This is a genomic window from Pseudoroseomonas ludipueritiae (assembly GCF_014490445.1).
In the GTDB taxonomy this organism is placed as follows: domain Bacteria; phylum Pseudomonadota; class Alphaproteobacteria; order Acetobacterales; family Acetobacteraceae; genus Pseudoroseomonas; species Pseudoroseomonas ludipueritiae.
Map to the genome: position 1 here is coordinate 13,692 of NZ_JACTUZ010000018.1, position 16,848 is coordinate 30,539.

Annotated in this window: 14 protein-coding genes; 3 read left to right on the top strand and 11 right to left on the bottom strand. The window is 63.0% G+C overall.

Annotated features, from left to right (window positions below):
• Nucleotides 1–7: 7 nt before the first annotated feature.
• The 11 genes from IBL25_RS07110 to IBL25_RS07160 all read right to left on the bottom strand — a co-directional run bounded on the left by IBL25_RS07110 (nucleotide 8) and on the right by IBL25_RS07160 (nucleotide 13,788).
• Nucleotides 8–1,078, bottom strand: a complete 1,071-nt coding sequence (locus IBL25_RS07110) for a PIN domain-containing protein (protein ID WP_312406116.1) — start codon at nucleotides 1,076–1,078, stop codon at nucleotides 8–10.
• On the bottom strand, nucleotides 1,075–1,842 hold the full coding sequence (gene qatD, locus IBL25_RS07115) for a Qat anti-phage system TatD family nuclease QatD (protein ID WP_104679217.1): 768 nt from the start codon (nucleotides 1,840–1,842) through the stop codon (nucleotides 1,075–1,077). Before qatD ends, IBL25_RS07110 begins: the two co-directional genes overlap by 4 nt.
• The gene (gene qatC / locus IBL25_RS07120) at nucleotides 1,839–3,212 is read right to left on the bottom strand and encodes a Qat anti-phage system QueC-like protein QatC (RefSeq protein WP_187777865.1); all 1,374 of its coding nucleotides are present in this window, start codon (nucleotides 3,210–3,212) and stop codon (nucleotides 1,839–1,841) included. Before qatC ends, qatD begins: the two co-directional genes overlap by 4 nt.
• Entirely contained in the window at nucleotides 3,209–4,108 is a 900-nt protein-coding gene (gene qatB, locus IBL25_RS27510; protein ID WP_312406107.1) for a Qat anti-phage system associated protein QatB, read from the bottom strand. Before qatB ends, qatC begins: the two co-directional genes overlap by 4 nt.
• Nucleotides 4,109–4,112: 4 nt before the next feature.
• Nucleotides 4,113–6,062 (bottom strand): Qat anti-phage system ATPase QatA, encoded by a 1,950-nt coding sequence (qatA, locus tag IBL25_RS07130; protein WP_456315860.1) that lies wholly within the window; start codon nucleotides 6,060–6,062, stop codon nucleotides 4,113–4,115.
• Nucleotides 6,063–6,188: 126 nt separating this feature from the next.
• Entirely contained in the window at nucleotides 6,189–8,168 is a 1,980-nt protein-coding gene (locus IBL25_RS07135) for a UvrD-helicase domain-containing protein (RefSeq protein WP_187777866.1), read from the bottom strand.
• Between the two features lie 4 nt (nucleotides 8,169–8,172).
• On the bottom strand, nucleotides 8,173–10,125 hold the full coding sequence (locus tag IBL25_RS07140; RefSeq protein ID WP_187777867.1) for an ATP-dependent nuclease: 1,953 nt from the start codon (nucleotides 10,123–10,125) through the stop codon (nucleotides 8,173–8,175).
• Nucleotides 10,126–10,149: 24 nt separating this feature from the next.
• A complete protein-coding gene (locus IBL25_RS07145) occupies nucleotides 10,150–11,166 on the bottom strand; it encodes a nucleotidyl transferase AbiEii/AbiGii toxin family protein (RefSeq protein WP_187777868.1) in 1,017 nt (338 codons plus the stop codon).
• Nucleotides 11,159–11,752, bottom strand: coding sequence for a DUF6088 family protein (locus IBL25_RS07150; protein ID WP_187777869.1), 594 nt, complete (start codon nucleotides 11,750–11,752; stop codon nucleotides 11,159–11,161). The genes IBL25_RS07145 and IBL25_RS07150 overlap by 8 nt, the downstream gene beginning before the upstream one ends.
• A 66-nt stretch (nucleotides 11,753–11,818) precedes the next feature.
• The gene (locus tag IBL25_RS07155) at nucleotides 11,819–13,156 is read right to left on the bottom strand and encodes a hypothetical protein (protein WP_187777870.1); all 1,338 of its coding nucleotides are present in this window, start codon (nucleotides 13,154–13,156) and stop codon (nucleotides 11,819–11,821) included.
• Nucleotides 13,156–13,788: a hypothetical protein gene (locus IBL25_RS07160; protein ID WP_187777871.1), complete on the bottom strand. Its 633-nt coding sequence runs from the start codon at nucleotides 13,786–13,788 to the stop codon at nucleotides 13,156–13,158. The genes IBL25_RS07155 and IBL25_RS07160 overlap by 1 nt, the downstream gene beginning before the upstream one ends.
• Nucleotides 13,789–13,882: 94 nt before the next feature.
• Between IBL25_RS07160 and IBL25_RS07165 the strand changes: the two genes are divergently transcribed.
• The 3 genes from IBL25_RS07165 to IBL25_RS07175 are packed head-to-tail and all read left to right on the top strand — an operon-like array spanning nucleotide 13,883 to nucleotide 16,822.
• Nucleotides 13,883–14,437: a hypothetical protein gene (locus IBL25_RS07165; protein WP_187777872.1), complete on the top strand. Its 555-nt coding sequence runs from the start codon at nucleotides 13,883–13,885 to the stop codon at nucleotides 14,435–14,437.
• Between the two features lie 12 nt (nucleotides 14,438–14,449).
• Nucleotides 14,450–15,376: a hypothetical protein gene (locus IBL25_RS07170; protein WP_187777873.1), complete on the top strand. Its 927-nt coding sequence runs from the start codon at nucleotides 14,450–14,452 to the stop codon at nucleotides 15,374–15,376.
• 30 nt (nucleotides 15,377–15,406) lie between these two features.
• Nucleotides 15,407–16,822 carry a hypothetical protein gene (locus IBL25_RS07175; protein ID WP_187777874.1) on the top strand — a complete coding sequence of 472 codons (1,416 nt, stop codon included), beginning with the start codon at nucleotides 15,407–15,409 and terminating at the stop codon, nucleotides 16,820–16,822.
• The last annotated feature ends 26 nt before the right edge of the window (nucleotides 16,823–16,848 follow it).

Below are 16,848 nucleotides of genomic sequence, written 5' to 3' on the forward strand. Positions count from 1 at the left end.
CTCGACGTCACGTATCGAGAAAATCCCATTCGCTGCCCATCACCCACCGCAAAGCGCTTAGCTTACCGTTCAGCATGCCCCACTCAAAATCGCTCCAGGGTCCAAGGTTTTCCAAGCCGACCTCGTCCTCCGTTCGCTTTGCAGCAGCCAACGCCTTTTCCCAGACGGTATCGACGGTCGTCCGCTGATGGCGTTCGGGGTGCTTTTTCCATTCCGCTTCGCTGACGACCTTGTGCTTACCGCTTTCAATCGCCGATCTAAGATTCCAATGACGATTGTACCACACCTGACGAAACAGCAGGCTTTCGGCTTCCATGATCTCGCTCAGCAGGCGAGGTTCCTCACGGTATTCGAACTCCCATTTCACCTCTTCCATGAAGTCCGGCGCATACGCGTTCAGCACTTCACCGATGGCCAAGGAGTAGCTGGACTGTCCCGTTGTAAACAGGGCGGCAAGATCTGGATGCGGCTCACGCTCGTCGTGCGCCATGTCAGAAAAGTCGTGCTTGTTATGCGTTACGAACGCGTATCTCGAGCTTTTGTCAGCTCCAGACAGAGTTTCGCGATAAACCTCGATAAGAATAGCATCGCCGATGCTATTCTTATCTTTGTGAAAGGGTGCACGTTTTTCAACCGCACGCTCTGCAGCTCGAAGCTTTACCGCGTCACTCGTCTCGATAACTTCTGCCTGGCCAAAGATTTTCTCGATCCTCTGGACGCTCTCGTGAACGGCCTCGCCAAGTATGGTGATGCGGTGGTCGACATCATCCAAGCTGGCCAGGGCCTCCTCGCGGCCTTCTTCTTTGCCGAATTGCCGCACGGCCTCCTTGACCCGTTTGAAGGTGCTACTGAGACTCTTCCCGCTCTCCCGGATGATACGGTCTTTGTTACGAGCAAACTCATCAACTGATTGCTTCGGCAAGATCAGGTCAACCTCGCCGGCTTCGATCATCTGCTCCAAAGCGGCGAGCGTCGGCTGGTGGCGATAATCCTTGGCCATATCGAGCCACACGCAAGTATCAACTAAGAGATGCAGCACGAGTTCGCCTTCTTTGTTTGGTTTGCCTTGCACGTTCACGCGCTCACCAGATGTCTTAGGTTCTGGAGAACCGCGTCTTCCATGGCCTTCGCCGAAACGTTCCGAGCTTCCGCCAGTTCGGCGACCGTGTGGCCGACATCGCGTGGCCTGAGTGGCTGCCCATCCCTCTCCACAAACGGCCCGTCGGTTTCAGTCAGCAAACGGTCGAGCGGAAGACTCCCAACCAGTTGTCGGTGCTTGGGTGAGCGCAGCATCTCTCCGTTGATCGAGAAATAGCAGCCGAGCGCGACCGCCCGACGGGCTTCGGCCGACGTGCCGGTGAACCAATGCATGACAACGCGTCCCCGGTCCTGCGGCAGGGAGCTTTCAATATGATTCAGCACTTTACCGACTGCGCGGACGCTATGGACGGTTAGTATCTTCCCGCCCTGTTCAGCGCAGGCGCGGAGGATGCGCTCGAACACCCGCTCCTGTGCCGGAAAACTCCGATAGAAGCGAGGGCCGGCGTCCAGGCCAATCTCGCCTACATAGCGTGCATCCGAGAGGTAGCGCTCGAAGATCGGCAACTCATTCTCGCGTTCGGCGACGAGCTGCGGATGTAGCCCCAAGGCGATCCGGACATGCGCCGACTTCGCCGCAAGCTCCCGGTTTCGCGGCCAAGCCTTCGGCGTGGTCGTGACCGCAAGCGTCGCCACGCGTTCTCGATCGCATTCGGCAATAAGAGCCGAATGGTCTTTGTAGAGATCGACGTGGCAGTGGAAATCGACCCAGCGCGCGGCCGATTGATTGGATGTCTCTATCATAGCGGACGGGCCTGGACGCCGTGCAATAGTCTGCCGACCTCCTGCAGGCCGGCGACGTAGACGGCCTCATAATCGGAGAGCTTGCCAGGATGATCGATCAATGGCCCCGGTCGATGAATATCGAAACGGGCTCGCCCAGGCTTTCGTGCGAGGCGCGATAGCGCAAGCTGGAAGGAGCGCACATGCTCGCCCTCCGCCTTGTTTGTATCGAGGACCTGCGCTCGAAGATCGGGAATGCGGTACGACGTATCGTCGGTGCCCCAACCCTCGAGGATCGCAGCGCGCCGGATGAGACACGGCACACAACGTCCGCAATGTTTGGGGGTCCTCTCATTCGGGTCCGGATCGTAGCGGCGACTTCCAGGCGACGAGCACGACATCGTGTGCTTCGCTTCTTTCCGGAGGAACGGGATGTCGGCGCATTCTTTCGCCATTTGGCCCTTCGTCATGAAGGCGTAGGGATTTTCCAGTCGGACGCTCAGGCCGAGGCCTTTGAGTAGATCCTCGAAACGCGCCATGTAGAACGGATGTGTGGTGCGAGTGCTAAGTGCTCCGAGGCGGAGCGGATCCAGGGGCACGTTGAGCGAGATCAGGCCATTCTCCGGCACATGCACGACCATGTCGCCGCCGATCGCGTCGGCCGCCATGACCGCCAGCGAGAAGAACAGAAATGAACGCCCCCTCAGCGTGTCCTCGACCGCAGAATGCTCCACCGTGTCGGTCGGAAATCCCACTCTTGCCCGAATGTGATGAAGCGTTGTTCCGCCGAAGCGACGCTTCATCACCTCGGCGCAATAGGCTTGGTGCGTGCTGGTGATGCCGTCCCAATAGTGGCTCACCAACATCGGCGCCTCACCGCGCGCGAGCAGATCGATCGCACCAATGAAACTGTCCAGCCCGCCCGAAAACAGGCAGACCGTTGTCGGGTTAGCTGTGCGCAGCTTCGTCGGTCTGGGCGCCAGATCGCGAGCGCCGGCGGCGCGAGAACGAAAATAGACGCCCCAGCGGTCGCCGGTCAGGAAGTTAAGCGTTGTCGCGATCAATGGCGCCAGCCCTTGCCAGCGAGCGGCATCATATACCGGCAAGTGGAGGTCGATCTCGCGGGTCCAGGCGTCCTGTGCGTCAGCGGCACGCGAGATACGCGTATCGGCGGCAGTGATCGCCGCGGCCAAAAGCGCCAGATCGACCGCTGTTTCGGAGGGGCGAAGGCCAAGCTCACAGAGTTGATCCAACGCCTGGCCCAGCCCATAGCCCAAACGGAACTCGCCATCGACGAAGTTGATCTCCGTCTCTTGTGTATCCACACGGCTCGGAGAAATGCTTGTGCCGTCTCCCGGACCAAGCCGCGCAATGATCGTATGATGCCTCATGCTGCGGCCTCCCCGGCGACGGCAACCAGCTCGAAAGCCGTCTCGTAAATCTGGTTGACGACATTCTCGATATCGCGGTCAGACAGACGCTCCAGGCTTTCGAGCCTTCCGGCGAGCTGACCGCGCGTTGCGCCCTCGACAAAATCATGAAGCTGCGCCTGGGCGCTTTCCACGGCAGCGATGTCATCAGGGAAGGTAATGCCCCGCCCGCCGAGGTCTGCCATCACCCGCCCTTCGATCGAACGCGAGATAAAGTCCAGGAAGACGTCCTGGAGCTGCTCCGGCGTAAGTGTATCGAAGCTGCCCAGCCCCGCTTCGGCAAGATCGCCGATCGTCTCCAGCATCGCCTGCCGCGCGATCGCGTCGTCGACCGCGCCGCCTGGTGGACAGATAAATTCCAGAATCGCTACGAAGACATCTGCCGCCGGCTGCGTTGCCAATCCGGCCAAGTTGAGTTGACGAAGCGTTTCGGTTGGTCCGAGACGTTGGAAGTCACGAACAACGCCCAACAATCCGCTGGCTGTGGCGCGGGATGAGCCCATGCGTCGCGCGGCCCGTCGGGCGCCGCCGGTGCTGCCGCGTACATAGCCCGACAGCGCACTTCCGAGCGCACTACGGCTGCCGGTCCTTGCGAAACGCGTGAAATTACCGCGAGCGCCACCAAGGCTACCGGTGCCCTTCGTATCCGGACGCGACGGCGTGCTCGGAACGCCCGGAATAGCAGGCGCTGCCGGCTGTCCCGGTTGCGGGAATGACGGTCCGCCGGGCGCGCCCGGTGCATTCGGACTCACCGGCGCTGTTGCCGGAGGTCGAGGCTGGGTCGGCGGCGTCGGGTCGTCCACGAAGGATGGAACGAGGCCGATTGAGGGTCCGCCGTAGCTTTTTGACGTGCCCATCCGATCAACCCCGCTGCAGTTTGCTGATGCCCTGCGCGGCCTTTTGCAGAATCGAGTTTTCCGTCTGCTCGGCCCATGATCGCAGCGTCGTCTGGTATTCCGCCGCGATGCCCGTGTCCGTGAAGCACGCCCCCCAGCTCGACGCCGCCCAGCTCCCGACCTTGGCCACCGGCAACTCACGGATGAACTCCAAAAGCCGGCGTTGCAGCGCCGGATGCGCCTCGACCAGACGGACGAGGCCGTCCGCCCCCTTCGGCTTGGCCGCGAAGTTGTCGTCCTGAAGAATCCGGCCACGGATTGCCTCGAAAACCTCCTCGGGCTCTGGCCCTGTGAGTTTCGCGATCTCGCCGACGGCGCCCCGGACCATCATCGTCGGCCCCATCAGCTTCTCGACGAGGCCCTCAAGATGGCTTGCGGCGGCCAGCCCGCCCAACGAGCTACGCTTGTCACGCGTTACGAACACATAAGGACGCAGGTCTACGCCCGTTAGCGGTGGGTCGATTGCCGCCCAGCCCTTCGCCCACTCGTTCTTTTCCCATTCCATGGCTTCGGCCGGGAGAGGTGCAGGTGCCGAGCGCGCAGCCTTACGCCCGCCCTTCGCGGCAGGCTTCTCGTCGTCGTCCTCCTCCGGCGCGGGCGCCCGGACGTGCTCCTCGAAACGCCGCAGCGCCTCGGGTTGGCCATCAGGGTGATTAGCCGCGAGGCGTGCAATCTGTTCGTAGAAATCCGGATAGAACCGCTCGGCGAGCATGATCTTGGCCAACACCGGGCGCTGAATGTCGGCACCGAAACCGCGCTCCTCGGCAATGGCGTGTCGCAACATCATGGAATTGAGGAAGCGTTTTATCTGGCGTGGATTGCCGCGCGTGCCCTCGCTTAGGATCTTCGTCACGTGGGCGCTGATCACGAGTGCCTGATCTACGTCGGGCGGCATCTTGCCTGCCATGGCCTGTTCCACGGTCCTTCGATCGAGGCCACGGCTCTTCCACGGCCGTCGCATATCTTCCCGCGCCGATGCGAGCAGATTGAGGAACCGCGGGTCCTTCGAGCCGAGCGCGTTCTCCGCCAGCAGAAGGGTCACGTACACGCGCGTCTCGGCGACACCCAGCGCGGGAATTCGGAATGGAACCTGGATCAACTTTTCTAGGTAATTGCGCGCGTAGCTTACCGGGCCGGAGCTGGGCGGCAGGTCGGGGAAGTGCTCGCGCACTGCATACTCGATCATCAGTTCATCAGCGCCGATGACAAAGGCGGTGCGTTCGACAAACAGGAAAAGGCGGATCGCTTCGAGCGTCGCGATCGCCGTCTTCGGCAAGCACCGGTCGAGATCGTCGATGATGACGACGAGCTGGTCGATGTCGGCGGCGTCGAGAAGCTCCTTGAACTCCTCGCGGAAGGCATGAATGTGCTCGGGAAGATTATCGCTCTCGTCCGGCGCTTCCTTGAGGAACTCGCCCGCCTTTTCGGCGACCCCCTTCAGATCTTCGATCGAGACATGGTCCTGGGGTTTGGCCAGGAACGAGGTGGCAACATCATAGAGGCCCTTGACCTGATCGAAGGTCGGGATGCCGGTCGTCGCCGTAAACGCAAAGCCGCCAGCCTTGCGAGCAAGCTTCAGCCAGTCCACCCGCTTCAGGACCTTCTTCGCGGCGTCGGCCACCTTCGTCGACGTCGGACGGGCGCGACGAAGCTCGTCGACAATGGTCTCGATGACGACCGTTTTTGCGTCCTCGAAGCCCTCGAACGTCCAACCGTTGAACCAGAGGCAGAGGACACGATCGTCCTCCGCGAAGGCGCCCTCCAGCATTTTGAGAACGCTTGACTTGCCTGCGCCCCAATCACCGTGGACGCCGATCGTCACCGGCGCGTCGGGCGTCTTGCGGATCAGAGTGACGACCGTCTTTGCGATGGCCTCATAGTAGAGGAGATCGGTCGCCGTCTCCTGATCGTTCAAGAACATAGTTCCCCCCTTCGCCTACATTACGCGGGCCACAGCCTCAGCCGTTTTTTCTTTTAATATACTTGATTAAGCCAACCAAATTCACCGACGCCTCCAATCCGCTGGTCTACACTGGCCCGCTCATTGCCCAAGCTCCGCGGCCTGCGCGACCAAATCGACGAGTTTCCATCCCTGGTCTGTGGCGGGCCCGATCAAGGCCATTGCTTCGGATTTGCGCAGCGCAAGCCCGAGCAGCTCGCGGGGCCTGGTGACGCCAACGAAGACGTTTGTCGCGGCGGTGAGCCCCACCCCGGTGAATGGCGCATTGGTAACGCCGAACGCACGCGGAAGCACCGTGGTCAGGTCGATGCACTGCTCGTCCGCGCTATTGCCTTTCCAAATCTCGCTCTCAAGGACGAGAATGCCATCGACGCTCTTACCCTTAACCGAGTGGATCGACCCCAGCCGCAACGTGAGATCGTCGAATTGAACCTGTTTCGTGGAGCGGCGCTCGGGGTCGGCAAGATCGGCCTTCTGTTCGACGACAAAGGTGCAAAAGTCCGCGATCTCGCCCTCGGAGCCCTGGGGAGCCGGACTGAACAGTGGTAGCAACGCTTCCATAAATGCCAGCCATGCTGCCTCTTCCCACACCGCAGCGCCGGTAAGCACATGGTCCCGCAACAATCGACGCACAGTGCGGGGCAACCCGAGGTCGCGATGCGCCATCGCCGCCCAGACATTGTGCGCGGTGATCGGACGATCATTCGCCGCTTTCCAACCATGAGCCCGCGCCAGCCCCGACACCCCCGCGGCGAGCATCTCACTGACCTCTGCGGGCGGTCGCGCCGCGGCGTAGTGCACGGCAGCCTTCTGAAGCTGCCGGCAAAAGAGATTCGCTTTTGATCGAGACCCGCCCTCACTGCGATATGCGGGATGATAGTCGACGAGACTTTTAGGCCGCCATGCCCCTTTCTTGCCGGCCAGATTGTGGCGCGACGCGACCGCCCAAACGTCGCGCGTGCTGCAATCGCCACCCCACAGCGCGCGTGCTTCTTCGGCGAAGGCTCCAAGAACCCTACCGATCGAAGCTTCATCGAACAGGAACATCACCCGCGACGCCGGCCGTGGGCCCAGCCCGACAATGGTCTGAGCCTGGCGCGCGGTCAGCCGGCTTGCAAAACTGGCGATCTCCCCGCCGAACCGGCGGCTCGTATCGAGAGGGATGCAGTCGGCGCCCGGCGTCCAATATGCCGGTGCAGCTCCATCGTCCTCGTATAGCGTCTGATTGCTGTCCCCGAGACGCTGGAACGCCGCCCCGCCTTGCTTGAACACGTGCTCCAGCAGCCGGAGCTGGTCGCCATGCGTGTCCTGCGCCTCATCAAGAATGACGAGCGGAAACCGATCGCGAAGCCGCTCGGCCAGACCCGGGTTTTCACGGAGCGCACGCCACGCGAGCGCAGTCATGTCGGCATAGCGATAGATCCCACTCTTGACCATCGCGGCCTTGAGCTTTGATAGCGCCTTGCCGCAATCTGTATCAGCACCATGCTGACCCTTTTGCCGCTGCACTATCAGGCTTTCGGGTTCGTGCCTTACGTCATCGAAGGCTGGATCGAGCGTGAGATTACCAACCCATTTGGCGACAGTTGCGCTGGCCCTCTCGGCTTGCTTTTTCAGTGCCCAGAACGACGGATAGCGCCGCAACGCCTCGGCCGCGAAAGCATCGTCGTCAATCTGGCGCACGTGCCAGCCCAGGCCTCGAAGATAGGGCAAGGCGAGATACTGGTTGATGAATGCCGTGACCGTGCCGGTGAAATGAGGATAGGCCATCAGCCGCGCCGCAGTCGGATGGCTGGCGATCAAATCTTCGACCTCGGTCCGCGCCGCGTTGGTGTGCGAGATGACGCATACGCCGCGCCTGCGGGTCGTCCAATTGCGCGACAGCAGCGCGAGCTTCGCCGCCAACAGTGTCGTCTTGCCGTTGCCCGGTGCCGCCTGCACGTCACAGGGAGCGGCCTTGGCCAAGAAGTCGATCTGGCTAGGATCGGTGAAATCGCAGCCGCCCAACTCGTCACCAAGTTCAGCAAGCAGTTCAGGCGTGAGCGGCAGGATCTCGAACATTGCGCTATGCCCCCGGCGCGGCGGCGCCGTCCATACCAGCGACGCCAACCTCTTCGTCTTCCGGATCGGCAGCGATCGCCGGTGCCCCGGGGACATAGCCACCGGTCACGTAGTCGATCGCGCGCACCAGATAGGGCGGGAGTCGATCGCGCATCTGCTCCGGCGTATCGCTACGTTTGCGCAGTATTGCGGCGAGTTGCTCGGCGACTTCGGCCTTGGAGGCCTCCTTGTCATGGACGGGCTGGTAGATCTTGACGGCAATCTCGGTCGCAGAGAGGCTCGCCTCTTTCCAACCCGCGTAGGTCTCGCTGGCCTTCTCCACAATCTTCGCAAGCCGCTCGGGCTTGCGACTGCTGGTCTTTGCGAGTTGGACTGCCTGGTGAACGCTCTCGGCAAGCTCGGGCCGGAGCGCGAGATCGAACTCAAGAGTCCAGCTATCAGCGATGAAAGCGTCGACAGGGTCTCCGACGTCGCGCCGCAGCGTCTTCAGCCGCGCTGCGATGCCGTCCTGGGTCAACTCGTTCTCGGTCTTGCGGTCGCCGACAAGGTCTTTCGCTTCGGGCGGCGGGATGTCCCTGTCGGGGATCAGCGCCACGGGCACCGGGATAGCGTTCTCGGCCTTACGCTGCAGAATCCGGCTGTAGCGAAACAGACCACGGTGGCCGACATTGACGATCGACACGCCGTGACGGCTGAGCGGACGGTCGAGCTTCTCAGCGATTGCCGGCAGCAACAGGTGCTCACCGTCGCCCTCGACGACAATCAGCGCGCGGGCGAAGAACAGGTTGGCCTTCGTCGCGTCGAGGAACCGACGAAGGAACTCATAATCGTCCACTTCGAGCCGGGTATGGGTCGCGCCCAGCGGAAAGGCGCGGTGGCCGACGATCATCGTCATGGTCTCAAGCTCGGCGCCGGCCGCGAGCTGAGGACTATGGGTGGTGAGTAGCACCTGGACCTGCTGATGGGTCTCGCCCTTGTCGGGGTCCGGCTTGGCAGCACGGGCCGCGAGCACTTCCATGAAGAGCGTCTGGTGTTGCGGATGTAGATGCGCCTCGGGCTCCTCGATCAGCAGAAATGGCACCTGATCGGGATGGGACTGGAGCAACAACAGCTCGGCCGCCATGAATAGCAGGTTGTTGTAGCCCAGGCCGCGCTGGATGCGCTCGGTGCCCGCCTTGGCATTCAGGTAGAGTTCGAACCGCTCAAGAATTTGATCGAACGAACCGCCAGCGCCGAGGTCCAGCGTCGCGACGAGGCGATCGTCCACGAATGAAAGCTTGTCGAGGAAATCCGTGTTGACGCTGCTGGCGACGCCGCCAACCGCGGCGTTGTTTCGGACAGCCACATCAGCCGCCGTGAGCGTGTCATGGAGCGTTGCATCGCCGCCCTGCGCGGCGGGTTTGCTTTGCGGCCCCATCGTGGGCATCGCGCCGAGGATTCGCGACAGGCGCGACCGGCGCCCTGCTCGCATCTCGCGCTCGGCGTCTCGCAGAGGTTTGAGATAGGTGGCCTTCAGATACTCGCGCAGTTCCCCGTCGAGCGGCAGGCCATCGCCCTCGGCGCCAGCGCGGTGCTGGCTAGAGATGATGCTGCCACCGCCAGGAGAAACGCGCCGAGCGCCCCGCATACAGACGTGGAGACGGAGCTTCCCCTTTTCGTTGGTGCACCATTCGAGGAACCGAGCCTCTTCATCAGCGCTGAGATCGTCGAAGGTGCAGCGAACGACGAAGTCGCAACCCCGTGCGCCATCGGCGTCGACATGGAAATCGTGCTCGTCCGGGCGGATATAGTCGTCGCCACGCGTCCACAATACGTAGCGAGCAGCGTCGATAATGGCACTCTTTCCGGCGTCATTCGGTCCCACGAGAATGTTGAGACTAGGCGAGAGCTTAAGCTGCAACGGAGCGGTCGGATTGAAGCACCGGAAGCCGCTCGCATAGATTTCGGAAATGTACACCGCCGCCTCCCAGCCCCGTTTTTCTTATGCTGCCGCGCTGTTCGCTCGCGCGGTGATGTCTGCGCAGCGCTCCATGAGCGTCTCAAAAGGCTCGGCTTCCTCAAGGAGGAGCCCATCGTCGACCATCTGCGCGTAATCTTCTGCGAGAGCATAGGCGCCGTCGCCGGTTGGGACGAGCCGCAAGCCGCCGTTCACGGCTGCGGCGTAGTCAATCTGAGAGCGGTCTGCGGCTTTCTCGGCAAAGAACATCGTCTTATGACGGGCTACGGCGTTGGCCAGGTCACGATCTGCGAAGGCAGCGGCCGCGAAGCCGGCTTCATCGAGACGCACAACGTCATGCCAGTGCCGCGCGAAACGATCACCACGGAGTCGTTCCTGCAGGCAGAAGACGTGGATCGCGGTCGCCTTCTCCCAGAAGGTCCGTTCGGCATGCATGACCTTTGGCCGAGCGGTTGGAAAGACCACGCCATCCACCAGCCCGGCAGCATCGCAGACGACATCGCGCAGGCTCGCTGGCTCGCCCGTCGAGCGCGCGCCGAATTCGAGCATGACGCTCGGCGACACATAGCCCGAACCCGCCGTTGTCGCCTCGTAGTCGATGAAGAGCTTCTCGCCATCGACTCGGATTGCCGCTGACAGTGGGCCGCCCGCCAGCGCTTCGGCGATGACCGACTTAACCGTCCCCGCCACCCAATCCGGCAGGCGCTCCCGCACGGCGCTCGTCCAGCGCTTTTCCTCGCTTCGGGTTTTCGGCAGCGCTTCACCATTGTCGCCGACAAGGTCGGGGGCGAGCGCGCGAATGTCGTAGGTCAAATCGACATCCTCGGAGAACCGCCGGATGACGCCATAGGCCTTCGACAGCGAAGTGCCGCCCTTGAAGACTAGATGTTCGCCGAGCGGCGAACCGTAGAGCGTCGCCAACGCCCACACCACCCACGCATCCTTCTCAAGCAGGTGCGCGGGTCGGCCCGAGCGGTCGGCGGCAACGCTCAATGCTTCAAGGCGATCCTCGGCCGGAAGGAGGAGGAAGGGGTCAGCCATGCGCGACCTTACCCACGCTGCGCGCGAGCCAGGTCGGAAGCTGAGGCGCCGCCGCCACCAGCTCGCTGAAAGCGGCAGGCGGAAGCTTGCGCTTCAGGGTCTGGAGCGCCGACTCAGCCCTCTCCGGTCCGAGCCAAGCAAGCGCCCGCACCGCCTGTCCCGCCGGCCGATGCGCCATGGCAAGTTGCCAGCGCGGAGCGTGGCGAAGCTCGACGGTCTGCCTGCCTAGGCTCATCTTCCGGGTGCGTCCCGAGGTCAGATAGACCGACCGGACCGGCACCTGCGTCGTAAGGCCGAGGCTGTTGGCGGCCGCCGCACCGCTTGAGACGATGACCTCGCCGCGCTGGGCTGCAAGCGCCTCAACCGCCTGCTCCACCGATGGCGCCCGGGTGCCGAACCGGCTCGTGACCGGCAGCAGATAAACACCTCGCCCGGCCCGAAGCAGTTGGCCCCGCTCGGCCAGACGCGACAAGGCCTGGTCCACCGCGGCGCGATTGCCAAGGTGGAGCAAGCTCTTAGCCGCGACCGGCGTACCTTCCGGCAGCCGCCTCGCGTGCTCAAGAATCTGTTCGGTCAGACGCTGCATGACGGTTCTCCTGTCAGAAATATACGCAGTTTTCTGACAGTTTTCAACCTTGGCATAGCTTGTCGGCTAGAGGAGCGGCGCGCCCTTATCGAGAAGGCCGTCGAGAAAGTCTTCGCGCGAAGAGATAGGGCCGGCCTGGGTGGCGAGGATCAGCGCTTCCACCACCTCTCGAGCCAGCGATCGAGCCATCACCCGTTCCTTGGTCGAAATGGCTGCCATCGCGCGGCCGTGCAGGAAGGCGCTGCGCAGGTCGAAGAGCTGCTCATACTGATCGGCGTAGCGACGGCCGCCCAGCAGTCCGGCGACACGGCCTCGCATCTTTTTCGTAGGACTCATTCCCTTGTGGCGATCGGGTGCCACCCGGAAGTGCTTCTGATAGTCGGCGCGTAGGCCCAGCGCCGCTTCGATCGTCGTGACATGCGCCAGAAACTCGTCAACGCCCTCCGCCAGGAACGCGCGGACCAGGAAGTGAACGATTGGCGTTTCGAACAGAACCGATTGCTTCGCCTGTTCGACAATCGCCCAGCGGCGCTGGTCCCAGACCGGCAACTCAGTTGCGGCGGCGTCTTCGAGGCGTAGCTCGACCGGCCGCTCCTCCTCATATGTCCCACCATAGCCGTCGTCGTAGATACGATCCTCCCAGCTCAGCGTGTCGGGGGATGGCGGCGTGTTGAGGCGGGCGAAGATGTCGCCATCGACAGTATAGACCCAAGGGACGCGGAAGCCGCGCCAATCGACCTCCGCCATCGTCGACCAGCTTTCCCACGGCGCCAGCAGCAAGAAGAAAAGCGCCTCCTCGACCGCGCCGGGAAACCGCCCTTTATGCGGTTCGATCTGCCCCAGGTCCTGACTCAGGTCCATGAACAGCACCGGGACGGCACGCGCCTCGGGCTCCTGGTCGAGCGCCACCGCTTCCTCGACAACCAGCCAGTGGAATTCGGAAAAGCGCTCGGCGTCGAAATCCTGGCGCGGATAAAGCCGCTTCAGCCTCGTCCCATCGACAAGGATCCGCAACTCGTCTGCGGTCAGCCGGCCTAGCTTCGCCGGGCCGAATGCGATCGATGGCAGATCGGCGGCCAGATCGAGCGGTACGAGATGGATGCGTTTGGCGCGTGTCGCACGCAGTGCCGCATCAAGGCCCTTTGCCGCCTCTTCTATCGACAAGGCCAGATGGCCAGTCTCCTTTTGCAAGCAACAGGGAAGGCCGAGAGCCCGCAAAGCGGTTGAAAGCGCGAAGGCCGGCCCCTTCTTGCCGGCGTTCGAATAACCGTCACGACACGCTTCGCGCAGCCGTTCGAAGGCCGGATGAGCTAGGATGTTGTCGGGCCCCGGTGGGCGCAGCCGCCACAGGTCCGATATCGCGGAGATCATCGCACTGCTGGGACCGGTCGCCGCCTCGTTCATCAGGCGATCCTTTCGGCCGCCAGTTCGACCCTCGCCGCCGGCTTCACGTCCATGACCTCGCCGCGGCCGCCAACAAGGGCGATCTCGATGCCGGCCAATGCGCAGCGGGGCGCGAGCCGCTCGGCCAAGCGCAAGGTGCTATCGGTCAGCGGCACCACGGCGATCTGACGGCCCTGCGACGGCGTCGCCATCAGCAGCCCAACCGTCTCGCACAGACCACGATAAAGCCGCGAGACCTGGCCGGGATGTCGCGTGTTGATGATGCCGCCCTTGCACTCGGCCGAAATGACATGATCGCCGACATGGGCGACGACGTCGCCGAGCCCCGACTTGGGATGGACGGTGATCGTCTGACCAGCGGGGTTTCGATAAACCCCGCCATAGGCGGTGCTGCCGAGGCTGGAGGTCTTCGCGAACCCACGCCGCCCGAGCCAGGCTGCGAAGTCGAACTGCTTTCCGTGTTCGCCATCGGGATGGATGCGGACGTCCCGCGCGCCTTGCGTGCGGAGCAAATGCACCGCGTAGGCGAGCATGACCGCACCTTCGTAGAGATGATGTTCGTCGGGACCGTCCGATTTTCCGACCCGGTTCGGCGGTGGCGCCAGGGCCGTCACGAGATCTTCGAAGTCCAACCCAGCCTCCCCGGAGGAATCAGCGGACGCTCGTCGCCCGCCATTGACATGAGCTTATAACCGGCCATATTTGCCCGGTAAAGGAGGGACGCTCATGTTGACCTACCGCCCCGAAAAATTTGCCTCGCTCTACGACTCCGAATTGGGCCAGCGCATCTGGACGTTCCTCACGCGCGACGACAACATCGCCCGCCTCGAAACCGCGTCGGAGCTGGGCAAGCCCGCCGTCGAAGGCATCGAAGAGCAGCTCCTCGCCGAATTCCGCGAGGACGTCCTTGCCGACCGCGTCAAGCAGATGGTCGGCCATATGGTGCGGCAGATCCTGGAACAGCGCGACTGGATGCTCGACCAGACCGACGTGAAGGTCCAGTCCGTGCCCTTCAGCAAGGCGGCGCGCTATCGCCGGCCCGACTGGTTCACCTTCCACGCCTTCCGCAACAGCAGCGATCCGCGCGACGTCGTCATTACCGACCGGCGGCAAAACCCAACGCTTCCCGCCGGCTCGCGCTGGACCTTCTATGCGACCTTCGCCAGCCCGCTGAAGGCAGCCGTCGCTTTCGGCGTCAACGACATCAAGCAGCTCCGCCAGCAGGTCCACTCCCACGGCTATCACCGGGTGAAGGTCCAGCGGATGCTACGGCGGACGTGAGGTGAGCCGACGATGAGCGACCTTTTCGACGTCGATGGCGCCAATCTCGATCGCGGGTTCGAAAACCTGAAAGCCGCCGAGCTTCCAATCGAGCAGCAGCTCCATGCCATGCTGCAAGAGATGTGGGAGCGTTACGAGCCCTATGCCGACCCAGACTTCCGGCAAGGCTTCGCTCGCGATGTCGATGGCCGCTTCTGGGAGATGTATCTGGGGTGCACGTTGCTTGAGGAGGGCCGCACTCTGCTTCCCGTGGTCGAGCGCCAGCGCGAAGGCGGCCAGCCGGATCTGTGCGTGCTCGACGATGGGCGTCGCATTTGGATCGAAGCCATTACCCCGAACGAGGGCGACGCCGGCCCCGATCAGATCGTTCGGCCCGTGCCGATCAACGAGGGCGGTGGCCTCTTCGCCGTGCCCATGCGGCAGGCGCAGCTTCGCACCTCCAGCGCGTTCTGGACGAAGGCGCAGAAGATCGGCCGCTACATCGAACAGGGTGTCATCGCGCCAGAGGACACCCGCATCATCGCGATCAGCGCCAGCCGCTTCGGCGTCTACGTCGCAGAGCAGCCCTTGCCGCTCATCATGACGACGCTGTTTCCGATCGGCGACGCCTTCATCACCATCGACCGGGAAACCGGCAATGTCCTTGAAGAAGGGTTCCACCCAGCGCCCTTCATCGAGCGTGAACGCAATCCGATCCCGCGCACCGCCTTCCTCGACGAACGCTTCGCCGACATCTCGGGCGTGATCTGGTCGCGGATATCTCTTGGCAATCTCTCGCGCCGACTGCGGCCGATCACCTATGTTCACAATCCGCTGGCCCAGACTCCGCTGCCCTCGAACTGGGGCATTTGGGATCGTGAGTTCGTGACGACTCCGCAAGGCGACCAATGGGAAGCCAACGACATCCTGGCCCAGGCACCCGCGGCGGAGGCGTCATGACGATCCAGCCACGTGCGTATAAGGGCGGCCATGGTCGACGACGATAAGCAGCGGCTGATCAAGCCGATCAGCCAGCGGCAGTTCGAGCTCTACGCACTGTCACTCGACCGCGGTCCTAACTTCGAGCCCGCACACATCTTCAGCGCCTATCAGGCCGGACGACGCAGCGTGAGCGGCTGCATTCTGTTTGATCCAGACCGAGGGACCTTCTCCAGCCTCGCCTTGCGCCGGCGCATCGATCATCGCTGGATCAAGGTCGATGAAAGCGGCCCCTATTCCACCCCCGAGGCCGCGTTCGACCGTCTCAGCATCGCGATGCGCGCCGGCGATCCGCCGGAACCCTTGCCGCCGGGCGCCAGGCGCCGCCCGCTCTTGCTGAAAACCGGGCCACGCGGGACATCCCCCGAATTCGATCTCCTGACAAAGACGATCAGCCATTGGCCGGCGCTCATGGCGATCGGCGAAAGTTATCTCGCCCTTCCCAATCCGGACGCCAATTTCGTCCCCGACTTTCAGACCAGCAACTTCGCCTCCCGGCTGTTCGAACTCTACCTGCTTGCCTGCTTTCGCGAGCAGGGCCTGAGCGTTCGGCAAGATCATGTCTCGCCCGACTTCCTGATCGAGAAGGAGGGCGATACGTGCTGGATCGAGGCGGTGACTGCGAACTCGGAGACGCCACGCTCCGGCGGGATCGGTGACTGGGTGCTTGCGCCGGAGGACCGCAACGAACGCCTGACGGGAGGTCCGGCCGAGCGCTTCGCCAAGACGCTGCGGGGCAAGCTCCAGCGAAACTACCATGAGCTGGACCATGTGAAGGGTCAGTCCTTCGCCCTCGCGCTGGCAGATTTCCACGAGTCCGGTTCAATGGTCTGGAGCCGCGAGGCGCTGCCCACCTACCTCTACGGGCTGCGCGCCGATATCGAAGGAGAAGGCGCGGGGCGCCGCGCGGTCGGGACGCCGATTAGCAACCTGACCGGCAAGCACGGCATCCCGGCGGGGCTCTTCCGCGATCCGGACTTCGCCCATCTGTCGGCCGTCATCTTCAGCAATGCGGCGACCCTCGCCAAGTTCAATCGGATGGGTTTCCTGGCCGGCTGGCGCCCGCCCGGTCTGACGATGATCCGGCGCGGCATCCTTTTCGACCGAACCCCGGGAGCACTGGAGCCGATCGACTTCGAGCTGTCCGTCGCCAGCGACGAATACGAAGCGCTCTGGCCCTGGGGCGAAGCGTGGTGTCAGGAGCTAGAGGTGTTCCACAATCCGCTGGCCGCCCACCCCATCCCGTTCGATCTCATCCCGGGCGCGACCCATTGGTTCGAGCGCGACGGCGACATCGAGTGCAGCACCATCTGGGCGAACTCGGTGCTGTCGTCGGTCACCCGTTTGCACATGGATGGTGAAGCCGGGACGACCAGCGATACGCCTAGCGAAAGCACGCCGTCATGATCGCGCCGCCTACTCTATTCCTCGAC

Bases quoted from the DNA above. Each gene is read 5' to 3' on its own strand.
- qatD (WP_104679217.1), bottom strand. From the start codon at position 1,842: ATGATAGAGACATCCAATCAATCGGCCGCGCGCTGGGTCGATTTCCAC.
- qatC (WP_187777865.1), bottom strand. From the start codon at position 3,212: ATGAGGCATCATACGATCATTGCGCGGCTTGGTCCGGGAGACGGCACA.
- qatB (WP_312406107.1), bottom strand. From the start codon at position 4,108: ATGGGCACGTCAAAAAGCTACGGCGGACCCTCAATCGGCCTCGTTCCA.
- IBL25_RS07135 (WP_187777866.1), bottom strand. From the start codon at position 8,168: ATGTTCGAGATCCTGCCGCTCACGCCTGAACTGCTTGCTGAACTTGGT.
- IBL25_RS07145 (WP_187777868.1), bottom strand. From the start codon at position 11,166: ATGGCTGACCCCTTCCTCCTCCTTCCGGCCGAGGATCGCCTTGAAGCA.
- IBL25_RS07150 (WP_187777869.1), bottom strand. From the start codon at position 11,752: ATGCAGCGTCTGACCGAACAGATTCTTGAGCACGCGAGGCGGCTGCCG.
- IBL25_RS07155 (WP_187777870.1), bottom strand. From the start codon at position 13,156: ATGAACGAGGCGGCGACCGGTCCCAGCAGTGCGATGATCTCCGCGATA.
- IBL25_RS07165 (WP_187777872.1), top strand. From the start codon at position 13,883: ATGTTGACCTACCGCCCCGAAAAATTTGCCTCGCTCTACGACTCCGAA.
- IBL25_RS07170 (WP_187777873.1), top strand. From the start codon at position 14,450: ATGAGCGACCTTTTCGACGTCGATGGCGCCAATCTCGATCGCGGGTTC.
- IBL25_RS07175 (WP_187777874.1), top strand. From the start codon at position 15,407: ATGGTCGACGACGATAAGCAGCGGCTGATCAAGCCGATCAGCCAGCGG.